The sequence below is a fragment of the Saccharothrix sp. BKS2 genome (assembly GCF_047689505.1).
GTDB lineage: Bacteria > Actinomycetota > Actinomycetes > Mycobacteriales > Pseudonocardiaceae > Actinosynnema > Actinosynnema lopnurensis.
On record NZ_JAUQOL010000016.1, the window covers coordinates 170,176 to 188,101 of the forward strand.

Annotated in this window: 15 protein-coding genes; 1 reads left to right on the forward strand and 14 read right to left on the reverse strand. The window is 74.7% G+C overall.

What is annotated here, in order from left to right; translation table 11 throughout:
* Window positions 1–16: 16 nt before the first annotated feature.
* From Q5530_RS30650 to lysW, 8 genes are all read right to left on the reverse strand, one after another.
* The gene (locus Q5530_RS30650) at window positions 17–3,223 is read right to left on the reverse strand and encodes an AMP-binding protein (RefSeq protein WP_415366309.1); all 3,207 of its coding nucleotides are present in this window, start codon (window positions 3,221–3,223) and stop codon (window positions 17–19) included.
* A 250-nt stretch (window positions 3,224–3,473) separates the two neighbouring features.
* Window positions 3,474–4,439 (reverse strand): ParB/RepB/Spo0J family partition protein, encoded by a 966-nt coding sequence (locus tag Q5530_RS30655; RefSeq protein WP_415366310.1) that lies wholly within the window; start codon window positions 4,437–4,439, stop codon window positions 3,474–3,476.
* A gap of 249 nt (window positions 4,440–4,688) precedes the next feature.
* Window positions 4,689–5,591 (reverse strand): transketolase family protein, encoded by a 903-nt coding sequence (locus tag Q5530_RS30660; protein ID WP_415366311.1) that lies wholly within the window; start codon window positions 5,589–5,591, stop codon window positions 4,689–4,691.
* Window positions 5,588–7,132, reverse strand: a complete 1,545-nt coding sequence (locus Q5530_RS30665) for a 1-deoxy-D-xylulose-5-phosphate synthase N-terminal domain-containing protein (protein WP_415366312.1) — start codon at window positions 7,130–7,132, stop codon at window positions 5,588–5,590. Before Q5530_RS30665 ends, Q5530_RS30660 begins: the two co-directional genes overlap by 4 nt.
* Window positions 7,129–8,160 (reverse strand): N-acetyl-gamma-glutamyl-phosphate reductase, encoded by a 1,032-nt coding sequence (argC, locus tag Q5530_RS30670; protein WP_415366313.1) that lies wholly within the window; start codon window positions 8,158–8,160, stop codon window positions 7,129–7,131. The genes Q5530_RS30665 and argC overlap by 4 nt, the downstream gene beginning before the upstream one ends.
* 92 nt (window positions 8,161–8,252) lie before the next feature.
* Window positions 8,253–9,485 (reverse strand): M20/M25/M40 family metallo-hydrolase, encoded by a 1,233-nt coding sequence (locus tag Q5530_RS30675; protein WP_415366314.1) that lies wholly within the window; start codon window positions 9,483–9,485, stop codon window positions 8,253–8,255.
* Window positions 9,482–10,330 carry a RimK family alpha-L-glutamate ligase gene (locus tag Q5530_RS30680; RefSeq protein WP_415366315.1) on the reverse strand — a complete coding sequence of 283 codons (849 nt, stop codon included), beginning with the start codon at window positions 10,328–10,330 and terminating at the stop codon, window positions 9,482–9,484. The genes Q5530_RS30675 and Q5530_RS30680 overlap by 4 nt, the downstream gene beginning before the upstream one ends.
* 65 nt (window positions 10,331–10,395) lie before the next feature.
* The gene (gene lysW, locus Q5530_RS30685) at window positions 10,396–10,575 is read right to left on the reverse strand and encodes a lysine biosynthesis protein LysW (protein WP_415366316.1); all 180 of its coding nucleotides are present in this window, start codon (window positions 10,573–10,575) and stop codon (window positions 10,396–10,398) included.
* Window positions 10,576–10,884: 309 nt separating this feature from the next.
* Here lysW and Q5530_RS30690 point away from each other — a divergent pair, with 309 nt between their 5' ends.
* Window positions 10,885–11,616: a sulfotransferase family protein gene (locus Q5530_RS30690; RefSeq protein ID WP_415366317.1), complete on the forward strand. Its 732-nt coding sequence runs from the start codon at window positions 10,885–10,887 to the stop codon at window positions 11,614–11,616.
* A 9-nt stretch (window positions 11,617–11,625) separates the two neighbouring features.
* Here the strand turns inward: Q5530_RS30690 and cysC are convergent, their stop codons facing one another.
* From cysC to Q5530_RS30720, 6 genes are all read right to left on the reverse strand, one after another.
* Window positions 11,626–13,506 (reverse strand): adenylyl-sulfate kinase, encoded by a 1,881-nt coding sequence (gene cysC / locus Q5530_RS30695; protein WP_415366318.1) that lies wholly within the window; start codon window positions 13,504–13,506, stop codon window positions 11,626–11,628.
* A complete protein-coding gene (cysD, locus tag Q5530_RS30700; protein WP_415366319.1) occupies window positions 13,506–14,429 on the reverse strand; it encodes a sulfate adenylyltransferase subunit CysD in 924 nt (307 codons plus the stop codon). The genes cysC and cysD overlap by 1 nt, the downstream gene beginning before the upstream one ends.
* A gap of 11 nt (window positions 14,430–14,440) precedes the next feature.
* Window positions 14,441–14,833: a nuclear transport factor 2 family protein gene (locus Q5530_RS30705; protein WP_415366320.1), complete on the reverse strand. Its 393-nt coding sequence runs from the start codon at window positions 14,831–14,833 to the stop codon at window positions 14,441–14,443.
* A gap of 255 nt (window positions 14,834–15,088) precedes the next feature.
* A complete protein-coding gene (locus tag Q5530_RS30710; RefSeq protein ID WP_415366321.1) occupies window positions 15,089–15,439 on the reverse strand; it encodes a YciI family protein in 351 nt (116 codons plus the stop codon).
* A 191-nt stretch (window positions 15,440–15,630) separates the two neighbouring features.
* Window positions 15,631–16,956: a M20/M25/M40 family metallo-hydrolase gene (locus Q5530_RS30715; protein WP_415366322.1), complete on the reverse strand. Its 1,326-nt coding sequence runs from the start codon at window positions 16,954–16,956 to the stop codon at window positions 15,631–15,633.
* A 221-nt stretch (window positions 16,957–17,177) separates the two neighbouring features.
* Window positions 17,178–17,828 (reverse strand): winged helix-turn-helix transcriptional regulator, encoded by a 651-nt coding sequence (locus tag Q5530_RS30720; protein ID WP_415366324.1) that lies wholly within the window; start codon window positions 17,826–17,828, stop codon window positions 17,178–17,180.
* Window positions 17,829–17,926: the final 98 nt, after the last annotated feature.

Sequence of the window (17,926 nt, forward strand, 5' to 3'; positions counted from 1 at the left end):
TCCTCGCGTCGTCGGGTCACCCGTCGCCGCGCGACCGCGCGCCGCGCGACAGGACCGGGGGCAGCGGTCGGCGCCGCGGCGCGTCCTCGCGCCGGAGCACCGCCGCGATGGCCCTCGGCGTCGGGGTCTCGAAGATCTGCCTGATGCCCACCTCGACGCCCAGCTGCTCCAGGATCCGCACCTGCACCCGCCCGACGTGCAGGGAGCTGCCGCCCATCTCCACGAGGTCGTCGTCCGCGCCGACGCGGTCGTCCTCCAGCACCTCGGCCCAGATCCGGGTGAGGACGGCCTCGTCGGGGGTGGCGGGCGCCCGGTAGGAGGCGCGGGGGCGGTGGGCGCTCCAGTCCTCCGGCGGCAGCCGCTTGCGGTCGACCTTGTTGAGCACCCCCATCGGCAGGCGCTCCATCGGCACGTAGGCGATCGGGACCATGTACGCGGGGGCGTGGTCGAGCATGTGGGCGCGCAGCGCCTCGGGCGTCACCGGCCGCTCGGGCACGAAGCAGGCGACGAGCTGGTGGTGGCCCGCCGCGTCGGCGACGGCCACCACGGCGGCGGCGCGCACGGCGGGGTGGTCGACCAGGATCGCCTCGACCGCCGCCGGTTCGACCCGGAACCCGCGCACCTTGACCATGTCGTCGAGGCGGCCGGTGAGCTCCAGCATCCCGTCGGGGCGCACCGACCCGATGTCCCCGGTCCACAGCAGGCGCGAGCCGGGCGGGCCGAAGGGGTTGGGCCGGACGCGCCGGGCGGTCTCCTCGGGCTCCCCGAGGTAGCCCAGCATCATCTCCGGCGAGTCCACGCAGACCTCGCCGACCACACCGGGCGGCAGGAGCCGGAGGTCGGCGTCCACGACGTACACGTGGACCCCGGGCAGCGGGCGCCCGACCGGGGGCGGCTGCCGCCGGTCGTCCTCGGTCGCGGTGCGCGCGGTCACGCGGTGCTCCCAGGGGAACAGCATGCTCGTGACGAGGAACGCCTCGTTGCTGCCGTAGGCCACGACCACCTCGAACGGCAGTTCGGCGGGCGCCCACCGGCGGACCTTCTCCCCGCCGACCTCCATGACCCCCAGCGGGCAGTCGTCGGGCCACTCCAGGGCGGTCAGGGGCGCGGCCAGCTGGGTCGTGACGAAGGTGTGGGTGATCCCGTTGTCCAGGTGCCACTGCCGCAGCCGGACCGGCGACACCAGTTCGTCGTCGCCGGCGATGTGCAGGGTCGCGCCGGCGCACAGGGTCCGCCACACCAGCGAGATCGAGATGCCGGCCGCGGCGTCCACCAGCCACGACATGTGGGAGTCCGGCGTGATGCGCATGACGGCGGCGACCTGGAGGGCGAGGTGCGCGTGGGCCCGGTGCACGCCGAACACCGCGCGGGGGCGGCCGGTCGACCCGGAGGTCTGCACGACGTAGGCGGGGTCGTCCAGGCCGATCGGCACGCCGGGGTCGGCCGCGGGGTGCCGCCGCACCTCCGCGGAGTCGACGTCGACGCGGACGGCGCCGGCGTTCCCGATGGCCGGCGAGTCCGGCACCGAGGAGGTCGCCACGACGGCGGCCGGCGGGGAGGCGGCGATGGCGGCTTCGAGGCGGGACTGCGGCGACCCGGGGTCGAGCGCCACCACCACCGCGCCGATCTTGTACGCGGCGAGGTACCCGACGACCCACTCCACCGAGCGCGGGACGTAGACGCCGACGACGTCGCCCTTGCGGACACCGCGCGCGAGCAGGGTGTGCGCGACCCGGTTGGCCCCGGCGTTGAGCTGCGCGTAGGTGTGGGTGACGCCGTTCTCGCGCACGGCCGGGGCGTCCGGGTGCGCGGCGGCGCGGGCCTCGAACAGCGCCGGGACGGGCGAGGTGACCGGGACGAGGTCGGCCGGGCCGTTCCAGTCCTCCAGCAGGATCCGCCGGTCCAGCGGGTCGACCAGGTCCAGGTCGGTGATCGTGTCGTCGGGCGCGGCCGTCGCGGAGCGCAGCAGGTGGAGGAAGCTGCGGGCGGTGGTGGCCACCGCCCACGCCGGGAGCAGGTCCGGGTCGTAGGCGAACGTCGCGGTGTGGCAGGCCGCGTCGCCGTCGCCCTCGCGCAGGACCAGGCCGAGGTCGAACTCGCCGGCCGGTGGCTCGACCACGCGGCACGTCCAGCCGGCGCCCGCCGCGGTCAGGGCGCGGTCGGCCGGGCGCACGGCGAAGGAGACCCGGCCGAGGGTCGACCCGGCGCCGGCGGCGTCCTGGTGCAGGCGACGGGCCAGTTCGGGGACGGCCGCGGGGAGGTGGTCGCGGGCCTCGTCCAGCCGGCGGCCGGTGATCGGGACCAGGTCCGCGAACCGCAGGTCGCGGGCCCCGGTGAGGGCGAGCGGGACGAGGTCGGTCCAGCAGCCCGGTCCGGCGCCGGCCGGGCGGCGGTCGAGTTCCGCCATGACCAGGACGGCGTCCTGGCGGGCGAACCGGTGCAGCAGCGCGCGGAACGCGGCGAGGTGGACCACCGCGGTCGGCACGCCGAACCGCTCGGCGAGCGAGCGCACCCCGTCGACCAGTTCGCGGTCGAGGTCGACCCGGTGGTGGGCGCAGCCGTACCCGGGCACCGCCCGGCGCGGCCTCATCCCGGGCAGCGCCACGTCCAGCGGCACGTCGCGCAGCTCCTCGTGCAGGACGTCGAGCAGCGGGCCGTTCCCCGGCGGGCCGTCCACCGGGGTGGCCGGCCCCGCGGGCGGGAGGACCGCGGGGCCGGGGTCGGGGGCGGGACCGGTCGTCGTCGCGCGGACCTCGTACCGCTGCGCGAGCCGCTCGACGACCTCCATCAGCGAGCCCTGGTCGCAGACCAGCCGGTGCGCCACGAGCCCCAGGCTGCTGCGGCACGGGAGGGTCACCAGCAGGACCGCGAAGAGGGGCCCGTCCGCGAGGTCGAGGGGGGTCGCGGCGTGTGCGGCGAGGGCTTCGGACGCCTCCGCCTCGTCGGCGACGACGACCTCCCTCACGACCAGGGGCCGCTCGCCGGGGAGGACCGCGTGCCCGGGCGCCGGCGCCCGGCCGAGGAGGTCGGGGTGCCACGCCGTGACGTCGGCCAGCGCGCGTTCGAGGACGCGGGGGTCGAGCGGCCGGTCGCAGCGCACCTCGGCGGCGGACTGGTGCGCCGGCCGCGCGTGCGCCGGGGCGGTCCGCAGGAATTCCCGGGACCGGGCCCGCAGCGGTCCGGACCAGGCTTCCCGCACCGGCGCCTCTTCGACCTGCGTCATCGCGACACTCCGCCTCGTCGTCCCAAGGTGCAGCGCGGTTCGGAAAAGGTTCGGGAATTCTTTTCCGGTTCCTCGGGGGATTTCCCGTTGGGCCTCACCGTACTACCGGGAACGGAGAAGTCGAAGCCCGCTCGCGGGCCGTTCAACTGCGGGGGGATTGTCGGTTGAACACCCGGGAACACCTCCCGGTCACACCGCACGCGCACGTCGACCCGGCGCCGCGCGGAAAGCGCGGGACCGGGTCGCGGGGTCACCCGTTGTCCTGCTCCAGGCTTTCCACGTGATCGGCGAACCGCGCCCACGCCAGGGCGCAGCTGCGCGCGGCGGCGACGATGAGGGGCGAGCAGTAGGGCGGCAGCACGGTGGCGATCTTCTTCCACTCGGACTCGACGTACACACCGGCGCTGAGCAACCGCAGCACGACCCGGCCACCGGACGACGACCGGACCGCCGGGTCGTTCCTCAGCGCGTTCAGGGCGGTGACGAGCGGTTCGAGCTCACCGTGCGGGGAGCTCGGCGGACCCGGGCACGGACCGGCGGCGATCACCACCGCGGTGCGCGGGGCCGGGCCGGCGGGCGCGACCTGCCGCCGAGGGGGGCCGGCGGGACCGGCGGGGACCCCTTCCACCGGGGCGGCGCTGAACGAGCGCCGGATGCTGTGGGCCGTGCCGATGGACACGCCGGCGGCGGTGGCGATCTCGCGCACGGTCGCGTCGGGCTTCTCCGCCAGGAGCTGCCTGGCCCGGGTGTGCGCCTCCGCCGCCCGCAGCGGCCGGACCCGGCCGTCGCGCCCGAGCCTGGCGGTGGCCGCCGACGCCTCGCCGTGGCTGGTGCGGATGCCGGCGACCGTGCTGGCGGCCACCCCGCACAGGGCGCTGACCGCGCGGTCGGACAGCATGGGGTGCGAGCGCACGACGCGCTCCGCGGCGGCCCGGCGCTCGGCGCGGGTGAGCGGGAGCCCGTGCTCGGCGTTGAGGCGCACCGAGAGCACGAAGGCGTCCTCGTCGGAGCCGTCGAAGAAGTGCACGGGGACGGTGGAGTCGCCGCGGGCCATCGCCGCGTACAACCGGTGCATCCCGTCGATGACGCACATGGACTGGTGGTGCACGACGATCGGCGGGGTGGCGCCGGTCAGCTCGGCCAGGGTGCGGACGTGTTCCTCGTCGGCGCCCGCCAGGCGGACGGAACTCCTCGGGAAGATGGAGGAGACGTCCACCTCGACGGCTTTGGACGAACCGGTGAAGGCGAGTCCCGGAATTGATTTCAGATCGGGTCCGCGACTCGGCTCCGGGCGCAGGGGCGGGCGGTGAACCGAATCCCGATTGACGTTCTCCGCGGTCAACACCGGAATCGACCCCCGATCTTCGCTGAGTGTGAACGACCAATAAGAGAGAAACACGCCAAGATCTTTCGGGTCAACCTGGGAAACGGGACTTCGTCAGGTGGTGGCGGGACCCCGCGGCGGTCATCCGGCGTCGAGGCGGGACAGCACCGCGGCCAGGTCGAGACCGAGCCGCCCGAGCACCTCCCCGTGGTCGCCGCCCTCGGAGGTCCAGGCCGTGCCGGCGTTCACCCCGACCACCTCGCACCGGGGCATGAGCAGCGCCAACGTGCTCGCCACCCCGCCGGTCGGCCGGTGCTCCTCGACCACCGCGAACCGCCGGTACCGCGCCGCCAGCTCGACCGCGGCCCCGGTCAGGGAGGCGTGGTCGACGAAGCACAGGTGCGCGTGCGCCGCCGACCGCTCCCCCGCGGCGGCCAGCGCCAGTTCGGTGCCGGTCTCGCCCACCGACACCAGGCACACCTCGGACGGGTCGGTGGACACCCAGTTGACCAGCGGCGGCACCTCGCCCTCGAACGGCACCGACGCGGGGGTGGCGTTGCGCCCGGTGCGCACGTACCACGGCCCGGACGACGCGGCGGCGTGGCGGACCACCGCCCGCATCTCCCGCTCGCCCGCCGGCGCGGCGATGGTGATGCCGGGGAAGCTCTGCACCACCGCCAGGTCCTCCAGGCAGTGGTGCGTGGTGCCGAACCACGCGCCGGACACCCCCGCGTAGGGCGCGACGACGACCACGCCCGCGCCCAGGTACCCCATGCTCAGCTTCACGCTCTCGGCGGCCCGCAGCACGGCGAACGGCGCGAACGTGCTCACGAACGGCTTGTACCCGGCCACCGCCAGGGCCGCCGCCATGTCGATCATGGTGGCCTCGGCGATGCCCAGGTTGAAGAACCGCTCCGGGTGCTCCCGGGCGAAGGGGTGCCCGCGACCGCCCAGGTCGGCCTCGAAGCACAGCACCCGCGGGTCGTGCCGGGCCAGCTCGGTCAGCTCCGCGCGGTACGCGTCCCGCCCGGACAGGGCGCTCACCCGATCATCCGCTTCCACGCCGCCGCCCTCGCCTCGTCGATCACCGCGTAGTGCGCGCCGGCCCGGCCCTCCACCGGCGGCACGCCCCTGCCCTTGACGGTGTGCGCGATCACCGCGCGCGGCCGGTCGCCGGTCGGCGCCGCGAACACCTCCCGCAGCGCCACCGGGTCGTGGCCGTCCACCTCGGACACCTCCAGCCCGAAGGCGGCGAACCGCGCCGCCAGGTCGGTCAGCGGCGAGATGTCGGCCACCGGTCCGTCGTTCTGCCCGCCGTTGCGGTCCACCACGACGACCAGGTTCCCCAGCCGCCGGGCGGCGGCGACCTGGAGCGCCTCCCACACCAGGCCCTCCTGGAGCTCCCCGTCACCGGTGACCGCGATGGCCAGGCCCGCACCGCCGGACAGCCGCTGCGCCAGGGCCCACCCCGCCGCGTACGGCACGCCGTGCCCCAGGCTGCCGGTGGGGAACCGCACGCCGGGCACCGCGGGGCTCGGGTGCCCGGTGTAGGGGTGCCCCGCCGCGCCGTAGTGGGGCGCCGGGTCCTCCGCCAACCGGCCGGACACGTGCAGCACCGCGTACAGCGCCGCCGCCGCGTGCCCCTTGCTCAGCACGACCTCGGTGCCGTCGCCGGCGTCGGCGCGGTCGAACGCGGCGACCAGGACGTCCACCACGGACAGGCTGCCCCCGAGGTGGCAGCCGGTCGGCCGGGCGGCCATGTCGACCACCAGCCGCCTGGCCCGCGCCGCCCGTTCCCGCAGGACGTCGCGCGCGGGCCGGCGGAACCTGGTGGTCCCGGCCGGCGACCGCAGCGCGTGCGGTCCCATGATCGCGACGTCGGCCACGGCGGGCAGCGCCAGTTCGGCGGCCCGCACCTTCTGCCGCATCCGCCCGCGCGCCGACCCGGCCTCGCCGGGACCCGCCTCGGGGATCGTCGACCCCGGGTCGGCGGGGTCGGCCAGCAGCCCCGCCGTGCCCGTGACCAGCCACAGGTGGTCGGCGCGCAGGGCGGTGGCCAGCTCGGCGGCCAGCACGTCGGCGTCCAGGTTCAGCGGCGTCCCGCCGTCGTCGGCGGCCACCGGTGGCGAGAGCACCACCACGTCGTGGGCGTCCAGCAGCGCGGTCAGCCGCTCGACGTCCACCGCCGCGACCGTCCCGATCCGGTGGTCCCGCACGACCCGCTGCCGCCCGGCCACCGACGCCCGCAGCGGACCGGACGGCGTGGCCGTCACCAGCCCGGCCGCCCCGGTGGCGGTGAACACCGACAGCCCCGCCAGGCCCTTGGCCACCCCCGGCAGGACCACCCGCTCGTAGGCGTCGACCAGGTGCCCCATCTCCTCGGGCGCGCAGTACCGGACCTCGTCGCCGTTGCGCAGCACCAGCACGGGCACCTCGCGGCCGATCTCGCGGTAGTGGCGCGCGATCCCGGTCGCGCCGCCCGCCACCACCAGCAGCCGCGTCCGGCCGGCCAGCTCGGCGACCTCCTCGAACACCGGCGGGTGCTCCTGGGTCGCGCTGCCCAGCTTCACCACGTGCAGGCTCACGGCGCCACCGCCGTGAAGGGCAGCCCCAGGTTCTCGGGGAACCCGAACAGCCGGTTGAGCGCCTGCACCGCCTGCCCGGCCGCGCCCTTGAGCAGGTTGTCCAGCGTCGCGATGACCACCACCCGCCGCCCGCGCACCAGCGCCGCGACCTCGGCCACGTTCGACCCGACCACGGTCTTCACCGTCGGCTGGCCGTGCCCGCGCACGCGCACGAACGGCGTCGACCCGTAGGCGGTGAGGTAGGCGCGCCGGACGTCCAGCGCCGTCGCCCCGTCCCGCAGCGTCGCGTAGGCCGACACCAGGACGCCGCGCGAGACGTCCAGGCTGTGCGTGGAGAACTGGAGGTCCACCTCCGCGCCGGTCAGCGACCGCAGCGCCTGGACCACCTCCGGGCCGTGCCGGTGCCCGTGCGGCTTGTGCGGCCGGAAGTTGCCGAACCGCTCCGCCGGGTGCTCGGTCGGGGTCCGCCCGCTGCCGCTGGACCCGGTCTTGGCGTCCACCACCACGTCCGGCCCCACCAGCCCGCCGGCCACCAGCGGGTGCAGCGCGTAGATCGTCGCCACCGCCATGCACCCCGGCAGGTTCAGCAACCGCTCGCCCGGCACGCCGAACTCCGGCACGCAGTAGGCGAACGGCTCCGACCGGCCGACCGAGGCCGGGTAGTGCTCGGCCACCTGCGCCGGGTCGACCAGGCGGAAGTCGCCGGCCAGGTTCACCACGTGCTCCGCCCGCGCGGCCACCAGCGGCAGCACCCCCGGCAGCCGCCCGCCGGGCAGGCAGCCGAACGCCACGTCCACCTCGGGCAGCTCGGCCAGCGGCCGCAGCCTCAGCCCGCGCGCGCCGGGGTGGTTGCGCACCGAGGGCAGCGCGCGCTCCACCGCCGTGCCCGCGTCGCGCTCGGAGGACAGGAAAGCCGGCTCCACCCCGGGGTGGTCCAGCAGCAAACGCACCAGCTCCGCGCCGACGAACCCGGTCGCGCCGAGCACCGCGACCCGGACCGGCTCACGCACCGCTCCCACCTGCTCCACGCCCACGCTCCTGTCGGGTTTGCCGGGTCCCCGCCGTGCCGTCACCGGCCGGCCCACGCACCGATCCCACCTGCCCACGCCCCGCCACACCATCACCGGGCGAGCCGAACCGCCGGGTGCTCTCGCGCCCCGGTGTCCGCCGGCCCGTCCGGCCACGCGTGGCCCAGGGCAGCGGCAGCGCCGGCGAGCGCGGGCAGCGGCCGGTCGGCCGGTCCCCGGTCAACCCCCGCGGGAGCCGGGCGGACCACCGGCCGCGGCGCCCGCAGCAGCGACCCGAGCCGCGCCAGCGCCGTGTCCAGCACCTCCACGGACCGCGCCAGCTCCGGCAGCACCACGTGCTCGTCGCTGGTGTGGTCCAGGTGCGAGTCGCCGGGCCCGTAGGCCGCCATCGGCACCCCCCACTCCGCCGCCACGTTCATGTCCGAGGTGCCCGCCTTCAGCTTCAGCCGGGGCTCGCCGCCGTGCGCCTTGACCGCGGCGCGCAGGGCGCGGGCCACCGGGTCGCCGGCCGGCCGGCGCACGGCGGGCACCCGCTCGTCGAAGGTCACCGTCCCGCCGCCGCGGCCGCGCAGGTGCCGCTCGAAGTCGTCGAAGTCGAAGCCGTCCGGCACCCGGCAGGTCAGCGACGCCCTCGCCCGGCTCAGGTCGCCCTCCAGCCGCACCAGGGTGCCCGCCGCCGCGCCGAAGGCCACGGGGTCGTCCGAGGCCGAGTGGGCGCGCAGGTACTCGCGCACCAGGGCGCAGAACTCCACGGCCACCTCGACCGCGGTCCGCTCGGGGCTGCTGGTGTGCGTCGTCGGGCGGGTCACGTCGAAGTCCACGCCCACGCGCCCCTTGTAGCCCAGGCAGATGCCGTCCCAGCCGCTCGGTTCGCCGATCAGCACGGCGTCCGGCCGGGGCAGGGTGCGCAGCAGGTGCCGCGTGCCCCGCGACCCGGGCACCTCCTCCGCCACCGCGCCGACGACCACGGCGCGCACGTGCTCGGCACGCGCGGCGGCCACGATCATCGCGGCCATCGGCCCCTTGGCGTCCACCGCGCCGCGGCCGTAGAGCAGGTCCCCCACGCGGCAGACCGGCACGACGCCCGGCACGGTGTCGATGTGGCCCAGCAGCAGCACCGTGGGCGCGTCGCGCGGCCCCGCCGCGCCGTGCGCGTTGCCCACCTCGTCGACGTGGGCCTCCATGCCCAGGCGCTCCATCTGCTCGACGAGGAACCCGGCGAGCTGCCGCTCGTGGCCGGAGACCGAGGGGATGGACAGCATGGACCGCAGCAGCCACGCCACGTGCTCGGCGCGGTGCGCGGGTCCGGGGAGCCGGCCGGTCACCCGAGCACCTCCAGCAGGTGGTCCACCACGAGGTCCGCGATGGGCAGGTCGGGGTGGGCGGAGGCGAGGCCGTGGAACTCCACCCCGGCGTTGACCTCCAGCACCACGCGGTCGCCGGCGCAGGACTCCAGGACGTCCACGCCGAGGATGCCGCCGCCGACCGCCTTGGACGCCCGTTCGGCCAGGTCGACCAGCTCCGGGTCGAGCGGTACCGGGCAGGCCCGCGCGCCGCGGGCGGTGTTGCGCACCCAGTGGTCCGAGGTCCGCTGGGCCGCGGCGACCGCGTGGCCGCCGACGACGAGGACCCGGATGTCGCGGCCCTCCACGAACTCCTGCGCGTAGGCCAGCTTCTGCACCGGCGAGGGCGAGCCGCCGCGCAGGTCGAACACCGCCTCGGCGGCGTCGGTGTCGTTGACCTTGGCCAGTCCCCTGCCCCAGGAGCCGACGACGGGCTTGACCACGGCCGGGAACCCGACCTCGCCGACCGCGCGGACGCCCGCCTCCGCGTCGAGCGCGATGACGGTGTCGGGGACGGGCAGGCCCGCGCAGCGCAGCGCCCAGGTGCCCGCGATCTTGTTGTCGCAGGTGGCGAGGGTTTCCGCGGAGTTCAGCACGGGGATGCCCATGACCTCGCAGTAGCGGCTGATCTCGACCCGCCTGGTGGCGGACAGGGCCCGGTTGAGCACCGCGCGCCACGGCGGCGGCGGGTCCCCGATCCGGTACACCAGGGTGCGGTCGTCCACGTGCACCGCCGACAGGCACCGCCTGGCGAGGGCCTCCAGCAGCACCCGCTCCTCGACGCGGATGCGGGTGGCGACCAGGACTACCGGTTCCGCACGGCTCACTGCACCACTCCCGACTCGCGCGACTCGCGCAGCTGCGACCAGCACCCGGCCCCGGTGGGCCGGGGTTACTCGCCCCAGTCCTCTTCCGCGTCCGGGGCGAGCGCGAGGATCAGCGGGTCGACCGAGACGACCTCGAGACCCGACGAGCAGATCCCGCAATCGACGATCTCGGCCACCATCACGCCCGCGCCCAATTCGACGTCACCACCGCACTCGGGGCATTTGACGATCGTTGCAGCAGTCAAGGTCCGACCTCCCGGGTGCACACCACGAAAATGACCACGTGCGATGCGGTCGAGTACAGCACCGGGTTGAAAAAAGTGTCAAGAGACCTCCGGACCGCACGTGGTGCGGGGCGTCGCGAAAAGTTCCCCCGACTTCACCCCGGGGAGCGCCGCTGATAGCGTGGCGGTCATTTCGGCGAGCCGGTTCCCCCGCGTTCCGCGCACTTCCCCGGCGCGGGTGTTCAAATGTCGTCGTCGAGCAGTTGAACAGGCGGGCGCGACGCGGCGGCCCCGGTAGTCTCGTCCTCCTCGCACCCCGAGGAGGACGACATGGCCGAACAGGGTCCGCCGCGCATCCTCGCGCTGTGGAGCGCGCCCCGCTGCCGCTCGACCGCGTTCATGCGGATGATGGGCGAGCGGGGCGACTTCCTGGTGCTGCACGAGCCGTTCTCGCACGTCGCGGACTTCGGCGCGGCCGAGGTCGGCGACCGCCGCGTGGGCTCGGAGACCGAGCTGATCGCGGCGCTGCGGGACCTGTCGGCGGACCGGCCGGTGTTCTTCAAGGACACCACCGATTTCCACTACCCCGGGTTGCTGGCCGACCGGGTTTTCCTCGCCGAGGTGCGGCACACCTTCATCATCCGGCACCCCCGCGAGGCCATCGCCTCCCATTCCGCGTTGAACCCCGGGGTGGGCCGCGACGAGATCGGCTTCGCCCGGCTGGCGGAGATCTTCGACGCCGTGGCCGCCACCGGCGGGAAACCCGTGGTGGTCGATTCGGACGACCTGGTGGAAAAGCCGGAGGAGACCGTTCGGCGGTACTGCGCGGAGGTCGGCATCCCGTTCCGGCCCGAGGCGCTGTCGTGGCAGTCCGGTATGCGCCGCGAATGGGTGCGCACTAGCCGCTGGCACGAGTCCACCAGCCGGACGAGCGGTTTCGCCAGGGTCACCGGGACCTACGAGCGCACCCCCGACAACGACCCGGTGCTGGCCGGGTACCTGCGCTACCACCTGCCGTTCTACGACAGGCTGCGGGCGCACCGCCTGACCGTCCCCTCCTGAAGGGACCCGTCACCCGTCCGCGTCGTCGAGCACGCCGATCGAGCGCAGGTGCTCCACGATGAGCGCCACCCCGTGCTCCGGGTCGGCCGCCGCGGTGTCCACGCGGACCTCCGGGGCCTCCGGCGGCTCGTACGGGGAGTCGATGCCGGTGAAGTTCGCCAGCCGCCCCTGCCTCGCCCGCTGGTAGAGGCCCTTGGGGTCGCGCTGCTCGGCGACCGCCAGCGGCACGTCCACGAAGACCTCGCAGAACTCGTCCGCGCCGACCAGGTGGCGGGCCAGGTCGCGCTCCTCGCGGAACGGGGAGATGAACGCGGCGATCACGATCAGCCCCGCGTCGACGAACAGCCTGGCGACCTCGGCGACGCGGCGGATGTTCTCCACCCGGTCGGCGTCGGAGAACCCCAGGTCGCGGTTGAGGCCGTGGCGGACGTTGTCGCCGTCGAGGATGTAGGTGTGCTTGCCCAGCCCGTGCAGCCGGCGCTCCAGCAGGTTGGCCAGGGTGGACTTGCCCGCGCCGGACAGGCCGGTCAGCCACACCACGCACGGGCGGTGGCCGTTGAGCCTGGTCCGCGCCCGCTTGTCGATGTCGGTCCGGTGCCAGTGCAGGTCGTCCCGCCCGTGCAGGGGCAGGTCCAGCAGCCCGGCGCCGACGGTGCCGCCGTCGAGCCGGTCGATGACCAGGAAACCGCCGGTGTGGCGGTTGCCCCGGTAGGGGTCGAAGGCCACCGGCCGGTCGAACTCCAGGTCCACCACGCCGATGTCGTTGACCTCCAGCCGGTCGGCGGGCACCCGGTCGAGGGTGTCGACGTCCAGCCGGTGCAGCAGGTCGACGACCGTGCCCGCCACCGTGCGGGTGCCGATCTTGAGGTGGTAGGGCCGCGCCGGGAGCATGGGCCGCTCGTGCATCCACACCAGGTGCGCGCGGGCCCGGGAGGCGACGACGGGCTGGTCCCCCGCCGCGCACAGCAGGTCGCCGCGGCTGACGTCGACGTCCTCGCGCAGCACGACGGTCACGGCCTCGCCGGCCACCGCGTCGGGCACCTCGGCCGTGCCGCGCACGACCGCCTCGACGGTGGCCGCGGTGCCAGCCGGGGCGACGCGCACCGCGTCACCGGGGCGCACCACGCCGCCGGCGACCGAGCCCGCCGCCCCGCGCCGCCCCGCCGGCCGGGTCACGTGCTGGACGGCCAGGCGGAAGGGCCCGGTGTCCTCGCCGCCCACCGGCACCGCCTCCAGGTGGCGCAGCAGCGTCGGCCCGTCGTACCAGGGGGTGTTGGCGCTGGGCGCCACGACGTTGTCCCCGTGCAGGGCGGACACCGGGACGCAGGTGACGTCGTCGACGCCGACGCCCCGGGCGAACTCGCGGTAGTCCCGCTCGATGTCGGCGAACACCCGCTCGTCCCAGCCGCACAGGTCGAGCTTGTTGACCGCCAGCACCACCCGGCGGATGCCGAGCAGGCCGACCACGCAGCTGTGCCGGCGGGTCTGGCGCACCACGCCCTTGCGGGCGTCGACCAGGACGACCGCGAGATCGGCCGTGGAGGCGCCGGTGACCATGTTGCGGGTGTACTGCTCGTGGCCCGGGGTGTCGGCGACGATGAACTTGCGCCGCCCGGTGGTGAAGTAGCGGTGCGCGACGTCGATGGTGATGCCCTGCTCCCGCTCGGCCTGGAGGCCGTCGACGAGCAGCGCCAGGTCCGGTTCGCCGTCCGGGCCCGACCGCACCGCCGCCAGCTGGTCGGTCAGGACCAGCCCGGCGTCGTGGAGCAGCCTGCCCAGCAGCGTGCTCTTGCCGTCGTCCACGCTGCCGCAGGTGAGGAAGCGCAGCAGGCCCTTGCTCTCGTGGGCGGCCAGGTACTCGTCGAGCCGATCCGCGGGGACGTCGACCATCAGAAGTAGCCCTCCTGCTTCTTGCGCTCCATCGACGCGCTGTCGTCGCGGTCGATGACGCGCCCCTGCCGCTCGGACACCGGGGTCACGAGCAGTTCGCGGATCACCTCGGGTAGCGAGGCGGCGGTGCTCTCGACCGCGCCGGTCAGCGGGTAGCAGCCGAGGGTGCGGAACCGCACCGACAGCAGGTCGGGCACCTCGCCGGGCTCCAGCGGCATCCGGTCGTCGTCTACGGCGATCAGGGTGTCGTCGCGCCGCACCACGGGTCGCGGTGCGGCGAAGTACAGCGGCACCACGGGGATACCCCGCGACCGGATGTAGAGCCAGACGTCCAGCTCGGTCCAGTTCGACAGCGGGAACACGCGCACCGTCTCACCCGGGCGCTTGCGGGCGTTGTAGAGCCGCCACAGCTCGGGGCGCTGCCGCTTGGGGTCCCAGTGGTGGCCGGGCGAGCGCAGCGAGAACACGCGCTCCTTGGCGCGCGAGCGCTCCTCGTCGCGGCGGGCCCCGCCGAACGCCAGGTCGAAGCGGTGCCCGTCCAGCGCCTGCTTGAGCCCCTCGGTCTTCCACAGCGCGGTGTGCAGCGAGCTGCCGTGGGTGAACGGGTTGACGCCCAGGCGCACGCACTCGGGGTTGCGGTGCACGACCAGGTCCAGACCGAGCTCGCGCGCGGTGCGGTCGCGGAACTCGATCATCTCGCGGAACTTCCACGTCGTGTCCACGTGCAGCAGCGGGAAGGGCGGCTTGGCCGGGTGGAAGGCGAGCATGGCCAGGTGCAGCAGCACCGAGCTGTCCTTGCCGATGGAGTAGAGCAGCACCGGCCGCTCGGACTCGGCCACGGCCTCGCGGATGATGTGGACGCTCTCCGCCTCCAGCCGGTCGAGGTGACCGGGTTCCCGCGTCCTCGCGCCACTGGTGACCACCGGGGCCCCTCTCAGACCATGGGGGCGAAGAAGAAGGTCTGCCGGCCGGCGAACAGCCCGTCGGCCGCGACGCTGAAGAAGTCGGCGAACTGGAGGTCCACCTCGCGGCCGTCCTTGAGCACACCGGCGAACCCGCCGGTCACCGCCACCTCGGTGCCCGCGGCCACGACGGTGTGGACGGAGTGCCTGCCCGCGCGGATGACCCGGTCCTCGCCGTAGAAGCGCGCCAGCTGCTCGCGGCCGACCAGCGGCGGGTAGCCGGGCCGTCGGTACTCGGCGTCGGCGGCGAACAGGTCCAGCAGGCCGTCCACGTCACCGGAGTCGACCAGCTCGTAGTACCGCCGCACCGCGGTCTCCGCCTGCTCGGGCGTCACCACCGGGTCGTTCGCCACGCGTTGCGCCACAGCTCCTCCTGCCGTCGGGGACGGTCGCCGGGGCGGTGGGGCTCCGGACGGCGACGTCCGTCGGGTCGGGGTGCGGTCGACCGTCGCGCGGAGCGCCGCACGACCGCTGCTCGACCTCGTGCCAGGAGGCTAGGTGCGGCGCTCGCGGGGTGACAAGCGTTCAGGGAGCGGGGTTCCCCGGGCGCACGGCGAAGCGGCGCAACCCGGAGCGCTTGGCGCGCAACGGGTTCCGCCGCGAGGGGGTCGGGTGCCGGGTCAGTCGGGTTGCACGCAGGGGCGGACGATCGTCCTGGCGTGGGGCGAGTTCTTGGCCACCGCGCGGGCGATGTGCGGCGTGGAGCCGGCCACCTCGAGTGCCTCCTCCTCGGACTCCGCCTCGATGACGACGAACCCGCCGAGGTCGATGGTGTCCACGTCGAGGTCGGACACCCCGTCGGCGGTGACCTCCCGGCCCTCCGGCGCCAGGGGCGACCCGCTGACCAGCGCACCGCTGTCGGCGAGGTCCTTCATCCACTCGCCCCACTTCGCGTTGTACTCCAGGGTTTCCCGGTCGTCGGGGTCGTAGTCGGCTTGACGTCCGATGAAGAGCAGCAGGTACTGGGCCATGCCGGGAGAGTAGAGCGGATGCCGCGGGTGTGCGATGATCGTGCGGACGAACAGGTTCCCGCACCGCGCGCCCCCCGGGCCGCCGCGGCGGGGTCCACTCCAGACGGTCCACGGCGGGCACCCCCCGACCGCCGTGGACGCCACGCGCCGACCCGGTGAACCACCCGGTCCCGGGCCGGCGCGCCGGAACTTCAGCAGTCGCGCAGGAACCGGTCCAGCACCCGCACGCCGAACCGGAGGGCCTCCACCGGCACCCGCTCGTCGACCCCGTGGAACAGGGCGGAGAAGTCCAGGTCGGCGGGCAGGCGCAGCGGCGCGAACCCGAAGTTGCGGATCCCCAGCTGCTGGAACGACTTGGCGTCGGTGCCGCCGGAGAGCATGTAGGGCAGCACCCTCGCGCCCGGGTCCTCGGCCGAGATCGACGCCACCATCGCGTCCACCAGCGCCCCGTCGAACGTGGTCTCCACCGGCGGCAGCCCCAGCCACTCGCGCTCGACCTCCGGGCCGAGCAGCTCGGCCAGCTCCCGGTCGAACGCCTCCTCGCGGCCGGGCAGGATGCGGCAGTCCACCGTGGCCTCGGCCACCGACGGGATCACGTTCGCCTTGTACCCGGCGGAGAGCATGGTGGGGTTGGCGGTGTCGCGCAGCGTCGCCCCGATCATCCGGGACAGCCCGCCGAGCTTGCCGATCGCCCCCTCCAGGTCGTCCTCGGGGAACTCCAGCCCGGTGATCTCCGAGACCCCGGCCAGGAACTCCCGCACCGAGGGCGTGAGCACGACCGGGAACCGGTGCTGCCCGAGCTTGGTGACCGCGGCGGCCAGCTTCGCCACCGCGTTGTCGTGGTGGATCATCGACCCGTGGCCGGCGGTGCCCCGGACCCGCAGCTTGAGCCAGCGGATGCCCTTCTCCGCGGTCTCCACCAGGTAGGCGCGGACGTCGTCCTTGAGGGTGATCGAGAACCCGCCGACCTCGCTGATGGCCTCGGTGACGCCCTCGAACAGCTCGGGCCGGTTGTCCACCAGCCACTTGGCGCCCCAGATGCCGCCGGCCTCCTCGTCGGCCAGGAACGCGAACACGATGTCCCGGGGCGGCACGATCCCGTCGCGCTTGAACCGCCGGGCGACGGCCAGCGCCATCGCGCACATGTCCTTCATGTCGACGGCGCCGCGCCCCCACACGTACCCGTCCTGGACGGTGCCGGAGAACGGGTGCACGGACCACTCGGAGGCGTCGGCGGGCACCACGTCGAGGTGGCCGTGCACGAGCAGCGCGCCCCGGCTCGGGTCGGCGCCCGCCAGCCTGGCGATCACGTTGCCGCGGCCGGGCGCCCCGGACTCCACGTAGGTCGTCTCGTAGCCGACCTCGGACAGCTTCTCCGCGACCCACTCCGCGGCGGCGCGTTCACCCACCAGGGTGGCGGCGTCCCCGGTGTTGGTGGTGTCGATCCTGATCAGCTCGCTGGCGAGCGACACGACCTCGTCCTGCGCCAGTTCCAACCCGTCTGCCCTGTTGCTCACCTCGTCTTCCTACCACCACCCGGTGGGCGCGGCGGTGGGCGGACCGGGAGGGAGGGGTCGGCGGACCGCATCAGGTGACGACGCGGGTGGGGCGCCGGGTGGGGCGGCGGACATCGGGCCACGACGCGGGCGCGGCGGGCGGCGGGCGGCGAACCGCCGGGCCACGACCCGGGCGCCCGTCCCCGGCTCCGACGACAGACCCCGTGCCCGGCGCGCGGCGGTCAGGACAGGCCGAGCATCCGCGTGCACCGCTCGGCCACGGCCGGCGAGCCGGTGATCTTCACCTCGCCCGTCTCGATGGCCTGCGCGGGCGACAGCATCCGCGCCCCGATCCGCACGAACGTGTCCGTGTCGCACTCCACCGCCAGGTCCGGCGCGGGCACCGGGCCGCGGCCGAACGCCACCGAACCCCCCGCGACCGAGATGCTGAACACCTGGTCGGCCACCCGGAACTCGTAGACCTCCGCCACCTCCGGGACGAGGTCGTCCCGCACCATCGCCTGCACGGCCAGGAAGCCCCACTTCGCGCGGGTCTCCCCGGACGAGTCGCCCTCGCCCAGGAACTGGAGGCCCCACCCGGCCAGGGCCAGCACCGACGGGCCGAGCTCCTCCCCCACCGCGGTCAGCGCGTACTGGCGGGCCCGCCCGTCGCCCGGCACCGGCTGCTGCGCCACCACACCGCGGTCGACCAGCGCGCGCAGGCGCTCGGTGAGCAGGTTGGGTCCGATGCCCGGCAGGTTGTCGATCAGCTCGGTGAACCGCGTGGGCGCGATCAGCAGCTCGCGGATGATGAGCAGGGTCCAGCGCTCGCCGACCACGTTCAGCGCGCTCGCCAAGCCGCAGAACTGACCGTAGTCGCGTTTCGACGACACCACAGACCCCCCGTCGGTTCGGAGTGGTCATGGTAGACGCCGGCCCCGGCCGGTCCCGGCGATCGTGGCGCCTCAGCCCCGCACACCGAGCCCGACCA

What these genes read in the sequence shown, in the direction of transcription:
- Q5530_RS30650 (WP_415366309.1), bottom strand. Translation starts at nt 3,223, where the DNA reads ATGACGCAGGTCGAAGAGGCGCCGGTGCGGGAAGCCTGGTCCGGACCG.
- Q5530_RS30690 (WP_415366317.1), top strand. Translation starts at nt 10,885, where the DNA reads ATGGCCGAACAGGGTCCGCCGCGCATCCTCGCGCTGTGGAGCGCGCCC.
- cysC (WP_415366318.1), bottom strand. Translation starts at nt 13,506, where the DNA reads ATGGTCGACGTCCCCGCGGATCGGCTCGACGAGTACCTGGCCGCCCAC.
- Q5530_RS30710 (WP_415366321.1), bottom strand. Translation starts at nt 15,439, where the DNA reads ATGGCCCAGTACCTGCTGCTCTTCATCGGACGTCAAGCCGACTACGAC.